The following is a 17,615-nucleotide window of genomic DNA, read 5'->3' as shown; positions in this document are numbered from 1 at the left end:
GGTCAGTCAACCGGGATCCGAACTGAGAACCCGTCGGCCACGTGTAGTGAAAGCGTCGACCGGCCCAGTCCGCAAGTGATTGGGCACCGAGAGTGACACGTAGCCGGTTTCCCAGACCGTGATACTTGCCGATCACTGCGACGACATGCTCACCGCGAAACACGATACGTACCCCTTGCCGCTCGGCGGTGACGCTTCATATAGCGCCATCCGGAAACCGTGCCGCGCACGATTGGCCAAAACGTCCGGAGAGGGTTGATGAGCTGGCGCTTTCCACCTCGCATCAAGACACTCCATGCAATGGGAGCGGTCTGCCTCAGCCATTGGTTCTGACGTCCTCGGTCAAGATGCTGCGCCGCGAAGACAAGTCGATTTCTCACGTTATAGAAGTAGTACTCCGGAGATTTCGTCTGCCCCCGACGGGACCGAATCTGTGTACCGCCCGCACTGTGCACAGCCGAGACGCTGTCATTCACGTGAAGCCGGCCACCGCTGGCTACTACACGAACGGAGAGATCGATGTCCTCCCAGTAGAGGAAGTAGTCGTCATCAAAGCCTCCGACTCGCGCCCACAGATCGGCGTGAACGGCCAGGCACGCCCCACTCAGCCATTCGGAGGACTCGTCAAAGCGATTCCGTGGGTCCAAACGGCGAACGGCACCCGTCGCCATGTCGAGCTCCATGGCAGAGGAGAAATGGCCACCGTCTGGACGGTTGACGAGGGGTGACACCATGACCGAATGGTCAGCCGCGACGTCTTCTGCGAGTGCTACAACGCCGTCGCCCTCGATGTACGCGTCTGGATTCAGAAGGATGAACACGTCAGCGCCCAGGTCTCGAGCAGCGCGCGCGGCGACGTTCATCCCCGCTCCAAAGCCGAGATTTCCCGGCGGAGTCAACATCTCCCAGCCATTTGCAACACACGCCCTCCTCATTGCGAGACGTTCATCGTGCGTTGTGAAGTTGTCAACAATGACAACAGTCGTGCCGGACGGAAGTCGCGTGCGCGCGAGGTTCTCCTCGATGAGGTGGTGAGAACCGTAATTGACGATGAGGAGTGCGGGGGGCGCATCAGGCATGGATGTCAGCTCCTCCCGCCACAAGGGCAGTGAGCACTCTCTGGACTCACGGCCTATTGCGGCATGCTGCTGTCAGCGCAGACGTTCCGCGCTGACAGCAGTATGCCGGAGAATCGACCCTCGATTCTCACGAACCAAGTGGTGTCATTCGAGAACCGTGTACGTTGCCATCGATTGCTGGGTCGCACTCCAAGTGTTTCCGCTGAGACCAGGCTTGTTCGCGACCGGAGCGATCACCGCACACCCTGAGAAGACACGCTCTGGGCCGAAAGTATTCCCTGAGACGGCGGGGTGCACAGCAGTCGGGGTACGAGCGATGTTCACCGTGCATCCCCCGCCCTGCAGGAAGTTGTTGGTGATTTGGATGCTCCCAAGGGCGGTCTTCGACGTGTCCTGCGTGATCTGCACCGCAGCGTTGTGCGCATCCTCAAGGCGATTGCCGTTGATGACAATGTTCGAGCCTGCCTGAATCTGGATGGAGTCATCGTGCGACGGGGTCCCGTTGCGGAGCGGATCTGCCTCGTAGTGCAGATTTCCATGCAACCAGGAATTCCGGACGGTCACATTCGAGCCAATAACACGAACCGCGTCCACGACGCCGTGCACGTTGACGCCGTCCACAACAAAGTTGCTGCCATAGATCCCGTTCCACCAGGAGTCGGGATAGGCTGCGACCAGTTCGGAGTCGATCACGCTGAACGAGGAACCCGTGGCGACGTTATTGATCAGTCCAATGTGAGACGGAGTCTTGCCTCCGACGATCTTGCTGTTCTTGATGACGGCGCCTGATGCTTTGACAGTGATGGTGCCATGCACCTCAAGCCCACTGATCACTGTGTTGGGCTTGGTGATGACGATGTCGCCTTCGTGCCTGGTCAACACTGTGCCTGCCGGAACGCCCGCGCTCGAACCCGAGATCTGATTGCCGGGAGCAACCGACGAAGTCCCGTTACTGGACGCGCTGGTGGAGCCGGATGTACTCGAAGACTCGAGTGACACCGCCGTGGAGGGGTTTGAACTGCTCGTGTAAAGAGCGAAGTCGGCTTTCCCTTTCGCCCGGATTCGGAGAGTCGAGGAATCCGTGACAGAAATCTTCTGACTCGCTGACGAACCCACCTTCACGGTCCCGGTGAGGGCCACCTTCGTTGATCCTCCAACCTTGAGCGTGAGGGCAATGGGTGTGCCGGCTTTGACCGACGAGGTCAGCGCCCGCGTGCCGGTCAACGCCGTGGCGGTCTTGCCGGCGTTGGAAACCCGCTTGACTGTCACCTGCACTTTGCCCGTCGGGTACACACGAGTCTGCAACGCGTACGCCGCACCATTCGCCGACCGCACGCGGAGACTTGCGTACACTCCGGTACCCGACTTAGGCACCGCCGGCAGCTTGTATGTGACTGCAGCTGTCCCGTCCGCGCGGGCTTTGTTGTCCAGAGTCTTCACAATCGTCTTGCCTGGGGCGACGTTCAACAAAGTCGCTGGGCCGGTCACGGTGGCCGCGCTCGCGGTCGTCGTCTGTACGAGACCGACGGTCGCAACCACAACTCCGATCAATGCAAGTGCGCCAACAACGAGACGCACACGGGTTCCACCAAAAGTACTGAATTTAAAAATCAAAGCAACGAGTCCAAGAGCAATAAAAAACGGCAACGCGAGGGCATATATGACCACCGCATCACCGCACTGGGGCATACTCATAGTAAACCCTGATTCTTGGAAGACCATGCGTGTCGCTTACCTTCTCATTAGACTCTCACGGTATGCTCCGGCGCGTAACCTTGGCGAGCCCTGTCGGGTGTTCCTCGCCCAGCTTCGCCTCGCTACGCTCGCGCCAGTCAAACTCGGGTCGCAATGGGGACAAGTTGGCTAGCCTTGGCAAGGTTGAGGCTGCCACTACTGGGGGTGAGATGGCGACCATCCGAGTGCTCGAGTCATTCGCTGAGCCAAGATCTACGACAAATCCGTACATCACGCAACTGGCGACGGCGTTGAAGGCCGAGCCCCGCCTCGAGGTTGCGTTCTTCAGTTGGCGAAGGGCGCTGGTGGGCCCCTACGACGTCTTCCATGCGCATTGGCCGGACGCACTCCTGGCGGGTAGAAACCCGCTGACCCGCCTCGCCAAACGGCTCGCTGCCGCCCTGCTGCTGCTTCGTCTCATCGTGCGGAGAACTCCCGTTGTCCGCACGATGCATAACGTGACACCCCACGAGAAGTCTCGGGCAGCCGGGTGGTTCGACCACGCGCTCATGCGTCGCACCCGTATCCGCATCCTCCTCAACGATGCTCACAGCAGCGATAGCGACACATACGTCATTCCACACGGCGACTACCGCGACTGGTACGCGAAGTTCCCCCGCGCCGAACTCATCCCCGGACGTATCGGATTTGCCGGGCTCATCCGGCCGTACAAAGGCGTCGAAGATCTTGTCCGCGCATTCCGATCACTCAGCGAGGACGACGAGACGGTCAGTCTCAGCATCGTCGGCATGCCCCGCACCGAGAAGCTGCGAAGCAACATCGAGGAAGGTGTTGCTAAGACCCCCAGGACTTCAGTCACATTCGCCTACGTGACCGACGAAGATCTGGTGAACGCACTCACTGAGGCGGAACTCGTCGCCCTCCCTTATCACCACATGACGAACTCGGGGGCGGCGCTGGCCGCGCTCTCCCTCGATCGCCATGTCCTACTGCCCAGGGTCCCCGCGGCGGAGACCCTCCAGGCTGAGGTCGGCGCCACCTGGGTCACACTGTTCGACGGACCGCTCCTGCCAGAGCATCTAGGTTCCGCACTGCGCGCTGCGAAAGCTGTGCCCGCGGGTGCGAAGGTGGCGTTCCACGATCGCGACTGGAAGGATGCCGGCACCCGTCACTGGCACGCCTTCTCGGCGGCGCTCGGTCACGACGAGACCACACCATGACACACCACCAGCATCAACTCGGAGCCGATGGATGACCCCACCACAGTTGCCCAGCGATCTCGTCAGAGCACGGATCGCGATTCCGACCTACAAACGTCCAGTCCTCTTGGAGCGCGTTCTCACCGAGGTCTTACGTCAGGTCGCCGCGATCAATGGCGACCGCACAGATGCCCAGGTGTCGGTGCAGGTGATCGACAACGATCCGAGGGGATCGGCATCGTCGATCTGCGAGGCACACGCGGTCTCCTACGTCATCGAACCGGCTCCGGGGATCGCCGCGGTGCGCAACCGCTCTCTGCGCGACTCGGTCGACCAGGATGTCATCATCTTCATCGACGACGACGAGATTCCTGCCCAGGGATGGCTCGAAGCACTCATCGCGCGTTTCATGGAGTCCGGCGCGGATGCCGTCGCGGGCAAAGTCGTCACACCGTTCCCGGACGGGGTGGACAAGTGGCTGCGGGTCAGTGGAGCCTTCATTCGTCCGAAGCGCGCCGACGGGCAGCTGATCAATGAAGCCGCGACGAACAACCTACTCCTCGACCTTCGAACCGTCCGCGCTCACGGACTCACCTTCGATGAGCGGTTCGGGTTGACCGGCGGAAGCGACAGTCTCTTCACCCGACAATTCAGCGCACGGGGCGCGAGAATCGTCTGGGCCGAACACGCGTTGGTCATGGAACAGGAAGACCCCGCACGGCTGACGCGCGAGTGGGTTCTCCGACGTACATACCGATTGGGCAATACGAAGACCAGAGTCAATGTCGTGCTCGCCGATTCTCCGATGGCACGCGTACGAGCACGTGCGCGGATGATGGCGCACGGTGTCGCTAGAATCGCGAGCGGCGGGCTGCTCATAGTCTGGGGACGCGTGACGGGCTCGCTGTCCCGCCGCGGCCATGGTGAACGGCGCGCCGCGCGCGGACGAGGCATGGTCGCGGGCGTTTTCGGCCACGTGCACAACGAGTATGGTCTGCGCAGAGCAGCAGAGGCGCACTCAGACTCCGAGTAACGAGACAAGTCACCATCGTTCGATGAAGATCAGCCGTGAAGGCCACGGCCCCCAGCCGTACCGTCGTCAACATTCCGCAGATCTTGGGGGTATCTGAATGAGATCCAAACCAACACCTGGTAGAACGACTCCATCAACTCATCCGCCATCGACACGGACCGCAGGAGAGACTGGCCGAGTCAAAGACCTCGTACTTCGGACAGGCAGCGAGGCTTTCCGACTCATCGGATCACTCACTGCGGCTTGGCGACCGCTTCCGGACTTCCTCTTGATCGGCACGAAGCGCGGTGGGACCACATCCTTTTATTACGATCTGTTGAAGGTGCCGCAGATCGTCCCGATGTTTCCGTCTGCGAAGCACCTGCCGAAAGCGAACGAGACCAAGGGCGTTCACTTCTTCGATTCCAACTACCACCGAGGTCTGCGGTGGTACAGGTCTTACATGCCCACACGCGGTGCACGTGACCGCGCTGCACGACGACTTGGCATGCCGGTGTTGGTGGGCGAAGCCTCGCCGTACTATCTCTTCCACCCGCTAGCCGCGCAACGCGCCCATGAGGCGATGCCCGACGCGAAGATCGTCCTGCTCCTGCGTGATCCCGTACAGCGCACGTACTCCCATTGGAAGGAACGTCGGCGGAGCAACGCTGAGCCACTCTCCTTCGAGGACGCGCTCGCTGCGGAACCGGAACGGCTGAAGGGCGAAGAAGAGAAACTGGCCAACGACCCGCGCTACTACAGCTACGCGCATGAGCAGCAGTCGTACTTTTCGCAGAGTCTCTACGCTAAGTCTCTGCGTCGTTGGGCGGACCTCTTCGGGATGTCGAACATTCTCGTCATCACAAGCGAGGAGTATTACGCGAATCAGCCCGCCATGATTGCGCAAACGGCGGAGTTCCTGGGACTCGACGTAGAGAGCGTTGCCGCTGACGCACGTATGAACGCGGCTATTGGAGAGCCTCTCTCGCCCGAGCTCGAATCGCGACTGAGAAGGGAGTTCGCGGCGGACCGACACGAGCTCGAGGCCATGGTAGGGCGCTCCCTCCCATGGCCGTGACGAACCACGTCGATACCCGGAGCGTACGGTTTCCCGCTACCGGGCACATCTGGGTTCCCTGCGCCGATCGACGTTCCGCTTCGGCAGGCCTGTCGATGCATTCTCCCTGCAAGACGTCCAAGGTGTGGGCTCAACGCGCACTATATGCCGCCGTGCGAGTGTTTGGCCCTGCAGTCATACCAGGGGATCGTGCCCCATGGACCGATGTCATCGATGAATCGCTCTGGCGCGAGCTCAGCAACGAGTGGGAGCCGTTGATCGGAGACATCGATGCCGCCGCCTTATACACGCGGCCCCAAAGTGAGCGGCACGGCTGGTCGGCACTTCTCTTTCGCCGCGGAATCGCGATCGCGTTTGCGCGCGTAGACCCCGATTGGACTCGCATCCGCAGCGAGTTTGAAGTGCTCAACCTCGTCCATGCAGCGAAGCCTCGGACGTTTCAAGTCGTGCGGCCCATTGGAGCCGGCCAGGCTGGTTCACGATCTTGGATGCTCAGCACTTCAGTGCCGAACTATCCTCTCGGGGCCGTTCGAAAGCGGGCCACGCGCTCACGCGTCGCGACGGAGATCTCCGAGATCCTCTCCGTACGTCTCCCTCGGCCGGACGGAGTGCCCGCACACTGGACACCGGCACACGGTGACTTCTCACCATGGAATACCCGGACGCAGCTGTCCGGTGTCGTCCGAGTCATTGATTGGGAAGACGCCGGTTATGCGCCGCCCGGACTGGATGATCTCTATGGGGATGTCACGGCCTTCGCAACGTTCGGTGGCGAGCGGCCACGTCCCACCATTCCTGAGACCCGGGCCTGGCTTCGTCAGCGTCTCGAACGAAGAGTTTCAGAACAGCCATCGGCGAGCCGAGACCAGACCAGACTCATGGAAATCCTGGACGATGTCCCCGTCAGCTGACCAACCTCGGCCCCACTGTGTCCGCTCCGCCAGGGCCGCACTGCGCCCCGCCTCAGGTCCCTGAGTGCGTCTACAGCTCGCCCGGCGTCGCGGCCTGGGCGTCGATCTCCTCGACGACCTCGCGCACGCGCGAGCGGGCGCCGGCCTTGCGCGGCGCGTAGACGACGAGCGAGTGGAACATGAACCGCACCACGAACGCCACGATCAGCGTCAGGCCCGCGGCGATCACGCTCGAGATGTGCCACGTGTTCACCATCAGCGCGATCACCGGGATGCGCACCACGGCCTCGACGTTGTTGAACGCGAACGACTTGACGAACCGCGACCAGACACCCGCGGCATCCGACCGCATGTCTTGGAAGACGAACCGCTCCTGCAGCAGGAAGTTGCCGATGATCGTCACCTCGGCACCGATGATCGCCGCGGGGACGTAGTTCATCCCGAGCTGGATCAGCGCCCACATGATCACCAGGTTCGCCACCGCACCGAACGCACCGATCAGCGCGAACAGCGACATCTTGCCGAACCGCAGCCCGGTCAGCTGCACCAGGAAGTTCATACCCTGCCGCACCGACGCCTTCGACTCCCCCGCATACCGGTCGGCGAAGTCGAACGGGATCTCCACGACCCGCAGGCTCTTGCGCGCCAAGATCTCGAGCAGGATCTTGAACCCGCGCGGCTTCAGCCCCTCGAGGTCGATGACCGTGCGATCGACCAGGAAGAACCCCGTCATCGGGTCGGACACCCCGCGCAGCCGGATCGGGAACATCGCCCGCGTCAGCAGTGTCGACAGCTTCGACACCCATACCCGCGTGCGATCAGCCAGCCCGTGCGCCGACCCGCTGCCCACATACCGCGACGCCACGACGACATCGGCATCGCCGACGCCGAAACGTCCGAACAGCGCCGGGATGTCTTCGGGGGGATGCTGCAGATCGCCGTCCATGACCAGGCACACGTCCGACGCCGCGGCCTTCATGCCCTCGACGACCGCGCCGCCCAGCCCCCCGGTGGGCGTATCGCGGTGGATCAACCGGACAGGAAGAGCGCTGGATGCCGCGACCTCCGCGATCACGGCGGGCGTGGCATCCACGCTGTCGTCGACGAAGATGATCTCGGTCTCGATCCCGCGCACCGCATCGGAGATCCGACGCACGAGCTCCGCCACATTGGGCGCCTCGTTGAAGGTCGGGACGATGATCGACAGCTGCATGGGTCTTCCGGTTCGATGGCCGCGGCTCGCGCGGTTGTTCCATCGTCGCACGCCGACCTGGACGAAGTCCGGGGTGTGGGCGAGTGCATAGGAGGCGCGTGAGGTTCGTTGAGCGAGCGCGCCCGGCGGGCGCTGCGCCTACGGCACCACCACCGCGCGCTCCGGGCCCCGGTACGCCCACGCGTCGGCCACCTGCGCGAGGCCGAACGCCCGCACCGGCACCACGACCTCGCCGTCGGCGACGCGCTGCATGAAGCCGGGCAGCTGCTGCATGATCTCCGCGACCGGCGTCGAGCCCGCCCCCGCACCGCGCACGACGATGTTGCGGCTGCGCAGCAGCGCGCCGGGCAGCGCGGCCGTGGGGCCCGCCATCGTGCCGATCTGCACGTAGGCGATGTCTGCGGTGTCGTCGTGCAGCCCGCGGCGCGAGAGCGCCTGCCAGACCAGCTCGGCGGGCTCGCCCCACGCGAAGTCGAGGACGATGCTGGGCTCTGTGCCGTCGAGGGCGCGCGCGATCGCGTCGGACCCGTCGGCGAGCGCGACCGGCACTCCCCCGAGCGCACTGACCTCGGCGAGCCGCTCGGGGTCGCGCCCGACGCCGACGACACGGTCCGCACCGAGCGCGAGCGCGTTCTGCACGGCGATGCGGCCGGCCATGCCCGTGGCGCCGACGATGAGCACGGTCCCCAGGGCGTCGACCTCACGGGTGCGCGCGGTCAGCGGCAGCCACGAGCTCATGCCGGGGTTCATACCGCCGGCCACGGCGACCGGGTCGGCGCCCTCGGGCAGCGGGACCCCGAACTGCGCCGCAACACGCTCGGCCATCGTGCCCCACGGCGCACGGATGAACCCCGTGTACCGTGCGACGCCGTCATCGCCGATCGCGACGCCGTCGACGCCCGGCACGAGCGGGTAGGTCCCCTCGCTGCCGTAGTGGCGCCCGCTCGCCATCCCCCGGACGACGGGATGGATGCCGGCGCCGACGACCCGCATGATCTGCTCGCCCTCAGCGGGCTCGGGTTCGGCGAAGTCGTCGTAGTGCGGCGCCGCTCCCGCAGCGTCGATGATCGCGGCCTTCATGATGTCTCCTTAACGTTGTTAAATGATGTCGCCATCATCCCTTAACACCGTTAAGCTGTCAAGCATGGCGAAAGGCATCACCCGCGACGCGATCGTCGACGCCGCACTGGCCGTGCTCGACGACGTCGGGATGGACGGCCTGACCGTGCGTGCCGTCGCCGAGCGCCTCGACGTGAAGGCGCCGGCGCTCTATTGGCACGTGCGCGACAAGAAGGCGCTGCTCGACGAAATGGGCACACGCGTGTGGACCGAGATCGGGCGCGCGGTGCCGGTGCTGGGGGGCGCGGCTGCGACCGTGACCTCTGCCGATGCGGGCGGCGCGGACACCGCGACCGGCGACGCTCCTGGGGATAAGGACGCTGCCGACGCGGGCCGGGCGGCCGCGGCATCCACCCCCTCCGTCGACGGCTGGCGCGACGCCCTCGAGCAGTACGCGCAGGCCACCCGCCGCGGACTGCTCGCCCACCGCGACGGCGCCCGCGCGTTCAGCGGCACGGCTCTCACCGACGCGTCGATGCTGCGCGGGCAGGAAGCCGGACTCGCCTGGATGGAGACCCAGGGCTTCACCGTCGAGGCGACGACCGACGCCGTCGCGCTCCTGACCTCGTTCACCGTCGGCAGCTGCATCGAAGAGCAGGAGCGCGCGCAGGCCCCCGCCGGAACCTACGATCTCGAGAAGCGGGATGCCGCGGTGGACGCCGCGTCGCACCCCCGCGTCGCCGCATCCGGCCGGTACGGCTACGGCGGATCGGCCGACGAGCGCTTCGCCGCACAGCTGGCCATCGTGCTCGACGGGATCGCGTCTCTGCGCTCAGCGTCTCCCCTGCTGTGACCTGGGAGAATGGAGGCATGACTTCCTCCATCAAGATGTTCGGCGCCGAGTGGTGCCGCGACTGCCGCCGTACCAAGAAGCAGCTCGACGAGCTCGGCATCGAGTACGAGTACATCGACCTCGTCGCCGACCCGTCCGCCGCGGACGTCGCCGAAGAGATCTCGGGCCGCAAGAACATCCCCGTGGTCGTGTATCCCGACTCGTCGCATCAGGTCGAGCCGTCGAACGCCGACGTCGAGGCCAAGCTGCGCGAGCTGTCGCTGATCTGACGCCGGTCGGGGCGTTTCGACTCGCTCCGCCCGCTCATCGCCCCTCGGTCGCGCCCAGCCCCTTCTCGAAGCGCGCGATCGCGGCCTTGAGCGTCGTCGCCGTCTCGGCGACGCGCGGAGCCATGCGCTCGGCCGGGCCCGAGATGCTGACGGCTCCGATGACGGCGCCGCGCGGGTCGCGCACCGGCGCGCTCACCGCGATCAGCCCCTCTTCGCTCTCCGAGCGGTTGACCGCCCAGCCCTGCGCGGCGACGACCTCGAGCTCCTTCATGAGCTGCTTGCGACTGTGCAGCGCCGCGTCGGTGCCGCCCGCACGCCAGTCGAAGTCGCCGGGATACAGCGCGAGCAGGTCGTCGTGCGGCATGGCCGCGAGCATGACCTTTCCCGCCGACGTGACGTGCGCGGGCAGCCGACTGCCCACCCGTGACGCGGCGCGGATGACATAGGTGCCCTCGGCGACCGCCGCGAACACGACCTCGTCGCGATCGCGCACGAGCAGATGCGTGGTCTCGCGCGTCTCGCCGGCGAGCTGGGCGAGCACCGGTCCGATCTCGGCGCGCAGATCGCCGACGCCGATGACGGCCATGCCCAGCTCGACGAGAGCCGGCCCCGGCCCGTACGACCGGTCGGCGTCGTTGCGCCGCAGCATGCCCGACTGCACGAGCGTCGAGACGATGCGATGCGCCGTCGACCGCGCGACGCCGAGCTCGGCGGCCACATCGGTGACGCGCAGCGCGGAGCGCTGACGCAGCATGAGCAGGGCGTGCACGGCGTTGTCGACCGAGTCGATGGCGTACTCGTACGCGCCTTCTGCCATATGCGGACGCCCCCGTTTCGTGCGGGCTCCCATCCTAGCGACGGGCGCGTCACCGACGGGCGCGTCACCGACGGCGGTCACGCCGCGACCGCGACCGTGCGCCGCAGCGCAGCGAGCGCCTCGCCGAGGGCGTCGGCGCCGCGTCCCGCCGCATACACGTACCCGTCGGGGCGCACCAGCGCCCAGGTCGCGTCGGCGGCCGACAGCCAGCTCGCGAACCGATCGTCGTCGGGGGTGAGGATGCCGGCGCCCTCGCCCTCGGCGAGCACCGCCGTCACCAGGCCCAGGGCGTCGATGGCGCCCTGCCCGGCGGCGTCGAGCCCGGCGAGGTCGGCGCCGTCGACGGTGAGCACCGTGAACGCCGGGCCGAGCACGTCGTCGAGCAGCCTGCCGCCCACGCGCGGCTGCACCGCGATCGTGCCGGCGAGTGGTCCACGCAGGTAGAGCGAGCCCGCGAGCGGCTGGAACGGCGGCGGGCTCTGCGTCTGCGCCTCGAGCTCGGCGTCGCGCACCCTGGCCCGCTCGGGGTCGGTCTCGCACACCATCTGCCCGACCCGCACCGACTCGGCGATGTAGGCGAGCACATGGGGGCGCCGTGTCTCGGTGTACGCGTCGAGGAAGCCCTCGTCGGCCCGGCCGGTGAGCACCAGATCGAGGATCCAGGCCAGGCTCGCGGCATCCCGCAGTCCGCTCACCATGCCCTGCCCCATGAACGGCGGCATGAGGTGGGCCGCGTCTCCGGCCAGCAGCACCCGGCCCGCGCGGAAGGTCTCGGCCACCAGCGACCCGAAGGTGTAGGCGGTCGAGCGCAGCAGCGTCGAGGTCGCGGGGTCCACCCACTGCGACAGCTTGGGCCAGACGTTCTCCGGCAGCGACGCCTCGGCGGGGTCGGCGCCGTCGACGATCATGAACTCCCAGCGGTAGTGCCGGCCGCCCAGCCAGGCCATGTGCCGCGGCTGCGCGGGGTCGAGCACCTGCCCGGTGTCGGGCACGTTCAGCGCGGGCGCGCCCTCGGCGATCTCGACGTCGACGACCACCCAGGTCGCCTCGAAGCCGAGGTCCTCGCGGCCGATGCCGGCCTGCGTGCGCACGAGGCTGTTGGCCCCGTCGGCGCCGATGACATACCGGGCCCGCACTTCCTCGCCGTCGTCGCCGACGGTGAGCACGACGCCGTCGGACTCCTCGCGCACGGTGTGCACGGCCGTGGCCTGCCGCACCGCGACGCCCGGCGTCGCCTTGGCCGCGGCGTCGAAGAGGCCCTCCACATCGGGCTGATAGAAGTGGTACGACGGCTCCCAGCCGCTCGGGGTCTCCCACACGCGCGGCAGGTCGGAGATGACGCTGAGGTCGCTGCGCAGCATCAGGTACTCGCGCGCCGGCACGATGGCCGCGGCGACCTCATCGGCGATGCCCATCGCCTGCAGGATGCGCATGCCCTCGTGGTCGATGTGGCACGCGCGCGGCAGCGGATACAGCCCCGGCTGCTTGTCGAACACGACGACCGAGCGGCCGCGGCGCCCGAGCAGGGTCGCCAGGGCCTGCCCGACCGGGCCGTACCCGACGATCGCGACGTCGTACCGGGTGCTCATCAGGCGTCCTGCCGCCGGAAGGGCAGAGGCTCGTCGGCCGCGACGATCGTCGAGCGCTGGGTGCCCAGGCCCTCGATCTCGACGACGACCTCGTCACCGGGCTTGAGCCACGGGTACTCCTCGGACGAGTGCGTGCGGCTCAGCTCGAGGATGCACCCCGTGCCGCACGTGCCCGATCCGATGACGTCGCCCGGGCGCACCTCGGTGCCGCGGCTCGCGTACGAGACCATCTCGCCGAACGAGAAGTAGACGTCCTTCCAGTTCGCGCGCGAGTACTCGCGGCCGTTGACCGACAGGGTCAGCGTGCGGTCGAAACCGGTGGCCGTGCGGTAGGGCTCGAGCTCGTCCTTCGTGACGAACCAGGGGCCGAGCGAGGTCGAGGTGTCTTTGCCCTTGACCGGGCCCATCGACAGCTTCATCTCCTCGTGCTGGATGTCGCGACCGCTCCAGTCGTTGAGGATCGCGTAGCCGATCACGGCGTCCTCGCCCTCTTCGGCGGTGAGGTTGCGCCCGCCCTTGCCGACGATGGCGGCGACCTCGAGTTCGAAGTCGAAGTTCGAGGCGCCGGGGGTGGCGGGCACGTCGCCCTCGCCGCGGAACGCGTAGGGGTTCGAGAAGTAGAACACCGGGATCTGGTACCAGAGCGGGTCCATCTCCAGCCCCCGCCACTTGCGGCCGGCCTTGACGTGCTGCTCGAACGCGTAGAAGTCACGGAACGTGGGCGGGGTCGCCAGCGGCGAGAGATGGCGGACGGATGCGGCATCCACCGCCTCCCCGCCGTTCAGCGCCTTCTCGCCCGCCGCGCGCAGTTCCTGCTCGCCGGCCTGGATCAGGGGCAGCAGGTCGTCCTGTCCGTCGACGACGCGGTACTGGTCGCCGTCGACGACGCCGAGCTTCACGGTGCCATTCTGGTCGAATCGCACGAATTTCATGGGTCTCTCCTTGTCGATGCGTTCTTGTCGCGCCGGGTCAGCGCCGGGCGAGGTCGGTGGGTGCGAGGCCGTGTGAGCGGAAGCCGTCGGGAACGTACGAGTTCCACTGGTTCCACCAGACCTCGCCGTCCTCCCAGACGACGGGCTCGCGGTCGTCGTTGTAGATCTGCTCCATGTCGGCGTACAGCTCGACGACGTTGCCCGAGTGCTCGAGGTAGTAGCAGGCGATGTTGTTGCCGGCGCCGTGGCGCACCGGCCCCCACAACAGCTCGCGGCCGAGGGCGTGCATGCGGTCGCCGATCTTGGTGAGGTCGGTGACGTCCTGCACCTGCCACGCGTGGTGGTGCAGCGTGCCGCGACCCTTGAGCACCGCGATGCCGTGATGCTCGGTGTTGCACCGCAGGAAGTAGCCGGCAGAGCCCCCGGTGCCGATGACGTCGGACACGCGGAAGTCCAGCACCCGCTGCAGGAAGTCGACCATCCCGTGGTGATCCTGCGGGTGGAAGTTGAAGTGCCCGTACCGCTGCGGCCCGAAGCCCTTCGCCGGCGCCTTCTCGCGGCCCAGGCCGATCGAGATCTCGAAGGCGAAGCCCTCGGGGCCGACGAAGGTGAAGCCGTCCTCGACGCCGTCGCGCGCCGGCTTCTCGCTCACGATGCGGAAGCCCTCGTGCTCGACCCGCTTGCGGATCTCCTTGAGCGCATCGCCGTTCCCAGCGATCAGCCCGAGCGACTCGACGCCGTCGATGTCGGACTCGATGTAGCTGAGCTCATGATGCACGTCTGCGGCGGCGAGGTACGAGACGCCGCCGTCGCGGTGCGTCTCACGCAGACCGAGGATCTGCTGCGCGTCCTGGACGGACTGCGCGAAGTCCGAGGTGCGGATCGCAACCGGACCCATTTCAGAGATGACGCCCCACGACATGGTGTGTCTCCGTTCTTCACGTCAGTGTGTGTTCTGCTTAGCAGATCGTGTTCTGCACACTAATACGATGTGGGATGCCGCGCAAGCCCGAAATTCTCAGGAACAAACTCTTGCGGTGTTCTGGCTGACGGCATATTGTTTCTGGCTATGCGTTCCGTTACCTGATGCGTGTTCTGCTAGATAGAACATTGCGAGAGAACCTTACGGGGCGCACCGAGACAAAGGAGTCACCATGACGGACCACCAGCTGGCCGGGCTCACGCCCACCGGCACGATCTCCCAGCCGGCCGACCGGCGCCGCGTCGTGTTCGCCACCATCGTCGGAACGACCGTGGAGTGGTACGACTACTTCCTGTACGCGGCGACCGCGGGGCTCGTCTTCACCGACCTCGTCTTCGCGCCCGCCGGCAAGGAGTTCGCCGCCACGCTCGCCTTCCTCACGGTGGGGATCAGCTTCCTCTTCCGCCCGCTCGGCGCGTTCCTCGCGGGGCACTTCGGCGACAAGTACGGGCGCCGGGTCGTCCTGATGGTGACGCTGGTGCTGATGGGCGCCGCCACCGCGCTCATCGGTCTGCTGCCCACCTACGCGGCGATCGGCATGGCCTCACCGATCCTGCTCATCACGCTGCGCATCCTGCAGGGCGTATCCGCGGGCGGCGAATGGGGCGGCGCGGCGCTGCTGGCCGTCGAGCACGCGCCGAAGTCGCGCCGCGGCGCGTTCGGCGCGGCGCCCCAGATCGGCGTGCCGCTGGGTCTGCTGCTCTCGTCGGGCGTGCTGGCGATCATGACGTGGATCGCCCCGGGCGACGCCTTCATGACGTGGGGCTGGCGCATCCCGTTCCTGCTGTCGATCTTCCTCGTGGTGCTCGGCTACTGGGTGCGCCGCCGCGTCGAAGAGAGCCCGGTGTTCACCGAGCTCGCCGAGCGCAAGGAAGAGGCCAAGGCCCCGATCGCCCAGCTGTTCCGCCGGCACGCGATCGTCGTGATCGTGGCGGCGTTCGTGCTCGTGGCCAACCAGTCCGTCGGCTACATGACCACCGGCGGATTCATCCAGCGCTATGCGACGAACCCCGACGGACCGCTGGGTCTGCCGGTCGGCGAGGTGCTCTGGGCCGTCACCGCCTCGGCCGTCACCTGGCTGCTGTTCACCCTGCTGGGCGGCTTCCTCTCCGACAAGATCGGACGGCGGCGACGGTTCATCATCGGGTGGATCCTGCTGCTCGCCGCCGTCGCCGTCGCCGTCGCCTTCCCGCTCGTGAACACGGGCAACGTCGGGCTGCTCTTCCTCGGCCTCGCACTGCTGACCGTCGGCCTCGGCCTCACGTACGGGCCACTGTCGGCGCTGTTCGCCGAGACGTTCCCCGCCTCGGTGCGCTTCTCGGGCGTCTCGATCGCGTACGCGATCGGCGCGATCCTCGGCGGAGCGTTCGCCCCGACGATCGCCGAGGGCCTCGTGCAGGCGACCGGGACGACGTGGGCCGTGACGGGATACCTCGCCATCACCGTGCTGCTGTCGCTGACGGCATCCCTGCTCATCCGCGACCGGACGGGCATTCCCCTCGGTCACGACAATGAGGCCGCGCAGAACGAGCGCATCCTCTACGGCCGGCGCTGACGGCGAGCGGACACCGCTGATGGAGACCCGGATGCCGCGGCTGACGCCCGACGCGATGACCGACGCGCAGCGCGCCGTGTACGACGCGATCACGGGCGGCGACCGCGGCACCGGGCCCCAGCACTTCCCCCTCACCGCGGCCGACGGCGCGCTGAACGGGCCGTTCGCGGCGTTCCTGCTCTCGCCGCCGGTCGGCGACGCGCTGCAGCAGCTGGGCGCGGCCGTGCGCTATCGCACCGCGCTGACCGACCGGCAGCGCGAGGTGGCGATCCTGCTGGTGGCCGCCCGGTGGCGCAGCGACTTCGAGCGCGCCTCGCACGAGGCCGTCGGGCGCGCCGCCGGGCTCGACGAGCGCGAGCTCGACGCGCTGCGCGTCGAGAACCCCTCGGCCTTCACCGGCGCGGAGCGGGTCGTCGCGCACACCGTCATCGCGCTGCTCGACGGCGACCTCGACGATGCGGCGTGGGCGGCAGCCGTCTCGGCGCTGGACCGCCCGGTCGTCTTCGAGCTGACCACGCTGGTCGGCTACTACGCGACGCTCGCGCTGCAGCTGCGGGTGTTCCGTGTGCCCGCCGGCGTGTGAGCGGGAGCGCCCTCCCGCTCGCTGCATGTGCAGAGCATGCAACTATACTGAGCACATGACGATGATCCAGATCCGCAATGTGCCCGAGGACGTGCACCGGCGCCTCAAGGCGCGAGCGGCGATGGAGGGCGTCTCGCTTTCCGACCTCGCCCTCGCCGAACTCGAGCGCTCTCTGCAGCGGCCGACGCGCCGCGAGCTTCTCGACCTCGTGGCATCGCGCGAGCCTGTGATCGACGGGCCCGGATCGGCCGAGCTCGTCGAGTCTGTGCGCGCGGCTCGATGATCGTCCTCGACGCCTCTGCTGCGGTCGAGTGGCTCCTGGGACGTCCCGGCGCGGCACAGGTGTCAGCGCAGATCGCCGACCCCGATGTGTCCATCCACGCACCGGCGATCCTCGGCGTGGAGGTCGCGTCGGCACTGCGCGGTCTGTCCCTCGGCCACCATCTGAGCGCCGACCGCGGCGCCCTTGCCCTCGCCGACCTTGCGGCCGCCGACGTCGACCTGCACGATCCCACCCCACTGCTTCCCCGCGCCTGGCAGTTGCGCCACAACCTCTCGGCGTATGACGCCGCGTATGTCGCGCTCGCCGAGGTGCTGGGGGCGACGCTCGTCACCGCCGACACACGCATCGCCCGCGCATCGGGAGTGGACTGCCGCGTCGTCGTCGTGACTGCGTGAATGTGACGCGCCGGGCGCGACGGTTGCGCTCATGCCTGGCACGATCGGTGCGCCGGGCGCGGCGGTTGCGATCGCGGCAGGCGCGCTCGGTGCGGCAGATGCGCCTCTGAC

18 protein-coding genes are annotated in these 17,615 nt (G+C 66.9%); 10 read left to right on the top strand and 8 right to left on the bottom strand.

All coding sequences use genetic code 11. The features are described 5' to 3' along the window. Window positions 1-149: 149 nt before the first annotated feature. Together ABMQ42_RS03015 and ABMQ42_RS03010 are read right to left on the bottom strand one after the other, a co-directional pair. Window positions 150-1,079 (bottom strand): glycosyltransferase family protein, encoded by a 930-nt coding sequence (locus ABMQ42_RS03015; protein WP_349721290.1) that lies wholly within the window; start codon window positions 1,077-1,079, stop codon window positions 150-152. A gap of 144 nt (window positions 1,080-1,223) precedes the next feature. Beyond that, a complete protein-coding gene (locus tag ABMQ42_RS03010; RefSeq protein ID WP_349721288.1) occupies window positions 1,224-2,774 on the bottom strand; it encodes a right-handed parallel beta-helix repeat-containing protein in 1,551 nt (516 codons plus the stop codon). A 209-nt stretch (window positions 2,775-2,983) separates the two neighbouring features. Between ABMQ42_RS03010 and ABMQ42_RS03005 the strand changes: the two genes are divergently transcribed. From ABMQ42_RS03005 to ABMQ42_RS18170, 4 genes are all read left to right on the top strand, one after another. Then, window positions 2,984-3,994, top strand: a complete 1,011-nt coding sequence (locus tag ABMQ42_RS03005; protein WP_349721286.1) for a glycosyltransferase — start codon at window positions 2,984-2,986, stop codon at window positions 3,992-3,994. Window positions 3,995-4,025: 31 nt separating this feature from the next. After that, window positions 4,026-5,006: a glycosyltransferase family 2 protein gene (locus tag ABMQ42_RS03000; protein ID WP_349721284.1), complete on the top strand. Its 981-nt coding sequence runs from the start codon at window positions 4,026-4,028 to the stop codon at window positions 5,004-5,006. Between the two features lie 97 nt (window positions 5,007-5,103). Then, window positions 5,104-6,063 carry a sulfotransferase domain-containing protein gene (locus ABMQ42_RS02995; protein ID WP_349721283.1) on the top strand — a complete coding sequence of 320 codons (960 nt, stop codon included), beginning with the start codon at window positions 5,104-5,106 and terminating at the stop codon, window positions 6,061-6,063. Then, complete coding sequence (locus tag ABMQ42_RS18170; RefSeq protein WP_502884581.1) at window positions 6,054-6,974, top strand: phosphotransferase; 921 nt, start codon at window positions 6,054-6,056, stop codon at window positions 6,972-6,974. The genes ABMQ42_RS02995 and ABMQ42_RS18170 overlap by 10 nt, the downstream gene beginning before the upstream one ends. Before the next feature lie 70 nt (window positions 6,975-7,044). Here ABMQ42_RS18170 and ABMQ42_RS02990 read toward each other — a convergent pair whose 3' ends face one another. Both ABMQ42_RS02990 and ABMQ42_RS02985 read right to left on the bottom strand, forming a co-directional pair. Then, window positions 7,045-8,187 (bottom strand): glycosyltransferase, encoded by a 1,143-nt coding sequence (locus ABMQ42_RS02990; protein ID WP_349721282.1) that lies wholly within the window; start codon window positions 8,185-8,187, stop codon window positions 7,045-7,047. A gap of 138 nt (window positions 8,188-8,325) precedes the next feature. Continuing rightward, complete coding sequence (locus ABMQ42_RS02985; protein WP_349721281.1) at window positions 8,326-9,267, bottom strand: zinc-binding alcohol dehydrogenase family protein; 942 nt, start codon at window positions 9,265-9,267, stop codon at window positions 8,326-8,328. Window positions 9,268-9,331: 64 nt separating this feature from the next. On the opposite strand from ABMQ42_RS02985, the gene ABMQ42_RS02980 reads away from it, so the two are divergent. After that, window positions 9,332-10,099, top strand: coding sequence for a TetR/AcrR family transcriptional regulator C-terminal domain-containing protein (locus ABMQ42_RS02980; RefSeq protein WP_349721279.1), 768 nt, complete (start codon window positions 9,332-9,334; stop codon window positions 10,097-10,099). A 17-nt stretch (window positions 10,100-10,116) separates the two neighbouring features. Next, window positions 10,117-10,368 (top strand): glutaredoxin domain-containing protein, encoded by a 252-nt coding sequence (locus ABMQ42_RS02975; protein WP_349721278.1) that lies wholly within the window; start codon window positions 10,117-10,119, stop codon window positions 10,366-10,368. 34 nt (window positions 10,369-10,402) lie between these two features. Here ABMQ42_RS02975 and ABMQ42_RS02970 read toward each other — a convergent pair whose 3' ends face one another. The 4 genes from ABMQ42_RS02970 to ABMQ42_RS02955 all read right to left on the bottom strand — a co-directional run bounded on the left by ABMQ42_RS02970 (window position 10,403) and on the right by ABMQ42_RS02955 (window position 14,628). Continuing rightward, window positions 10,403-11,185 carry an IclR family transcriptional regulator gene (locus ABMQ42_RS02970; protein WP_349721277.1) on the bottom strand — a complete coding sequence of 261 codons (783 nt, stop codon included), beginning with the start codon at window positions 11,183-11,185 and terminating at the stop codon, window positions 10,403-10,405. A 77-nt stretch (window positions 11,186-11,262) separates the two neighbouring features. Continuing rightward, window positions 11,263-12,774: a bifunctional 3-(3-hydroxy-phenyl)propionate/3-hydroxycinnamic acid hydroxylase gene (locus ABMQ42_RS02965; RefSeq protein ID WP_349721275.1), complete on the bottom strand. Its 1,512-nt coding sequence runs from the start codon at window positions 12,772-12,774 to the stop codon at window positions 11,263-11,265. After that, window positions 12,774-13,706, bottom strand: a complete 933-nt coding sequence (locus tag ABMQ42_RS02960; RefSeq protein ID WP_349721274.1) for a fumarylacetoacetate hydrolase family protein — start codon at window positions 13,704-13,706, stop codon at window positions 12,774-12,776. The genes ABMQ42_RS02965 and ABMQ42_RS02960 overlap by 1 nt, the downstream gene beginning before the upstream one ends. Window positions 13,707-13,743: 37 nt before the next feature. Then, the gene (locus tag ABMQ42_RS02955; RefSeq protein WP_349721273.1) at window positions 13,744-14,628 is read right to left on the bottom strand and encodes a VOC family protein; all 885 of its coding nucleotides are present in this window, start codon (window positions 14,626-14,628) and stop codon (window positions 13,744-13,746) included. Window positions 14,629-14,860: 232 nt separating this feature from the next. Here ABMQ42_RS02955 and ABMQ42_RS02950 point away from each other — a divergent pair, with 232 nt between their 5' ends. Genes ABMQ42_RS02950 through ABMQ42_RS02935 form a run of 4 tightly spaced genes read left to right on the top strand, consistent with a single transcriptional unit; the run spans window position 14,861 to window position 17,504 of the window. Beyond that, window positions 14,861-16,243: an MFS transporter gene (locus tag ABMQ42_RS02950; protein ID WP_349721272.1), complete on the top strand. Its 1,383-nt coding sequence runs from the start codon at window positions 14,861-14,863 to the stop codon at window positions 16,241-16,243. 31 nt (window positions 16,244-16,274) lie between these two features. After that, window positions 16,275-16,826, top strand: a complete 552-nt coding sequence (locus tag ABMQ42_RS02945) for a carboxymuconolactone decarboxylase family protein (protein ID WP_349721271.1) — start codon at window positions 16,275-16,277, stop codon at window positions 16,824-16,826. A 55-nt stretch (window positions 16,827-16,881) separates the two neighbouring features. Then, on the top strand, window positions 16,882-17,109 hold the full coding sequence (locus ABMQ42_RS02940; RefSeq protein WP_349721270.1) for a FitA-like ribbon-helix-helix domain-containing protein: 228 nt from the start codon (window positions 16,882-16,884) through the stop codon (window positions 17,107-17,109). After that, entirely contained in the window at window positions 17,106-17,504 is a 399-nt protein-coding gene (locus ABMQ42_RS02935) for a type II toxin-antitoxin system VapC family toxin (protein WP_349721269.1), read from the top strand. Before ABMQ42_RS02940 ends, ABMQ42_RS02935 begins: the two co-directional genes overlap by 4 nt. Window positions 17,505-17,615 lie beyond the last annotated feature (111 nt).

The sequence above is a fragment of the Microbacterium sp. KR10-403 genome (assembly GCF_040196215.1).
In the GTDB taxonomy this organism is placed as follows: Bacteria; Actinomycetota; Actinomycetes; order Actinomycetales; family Microbacteriaceae; genus Microbacterium.
Note: the sequence above shows the minus strand (reverse complement) of the source record. Positions and strands in the feature narration are given on the sequence as shown.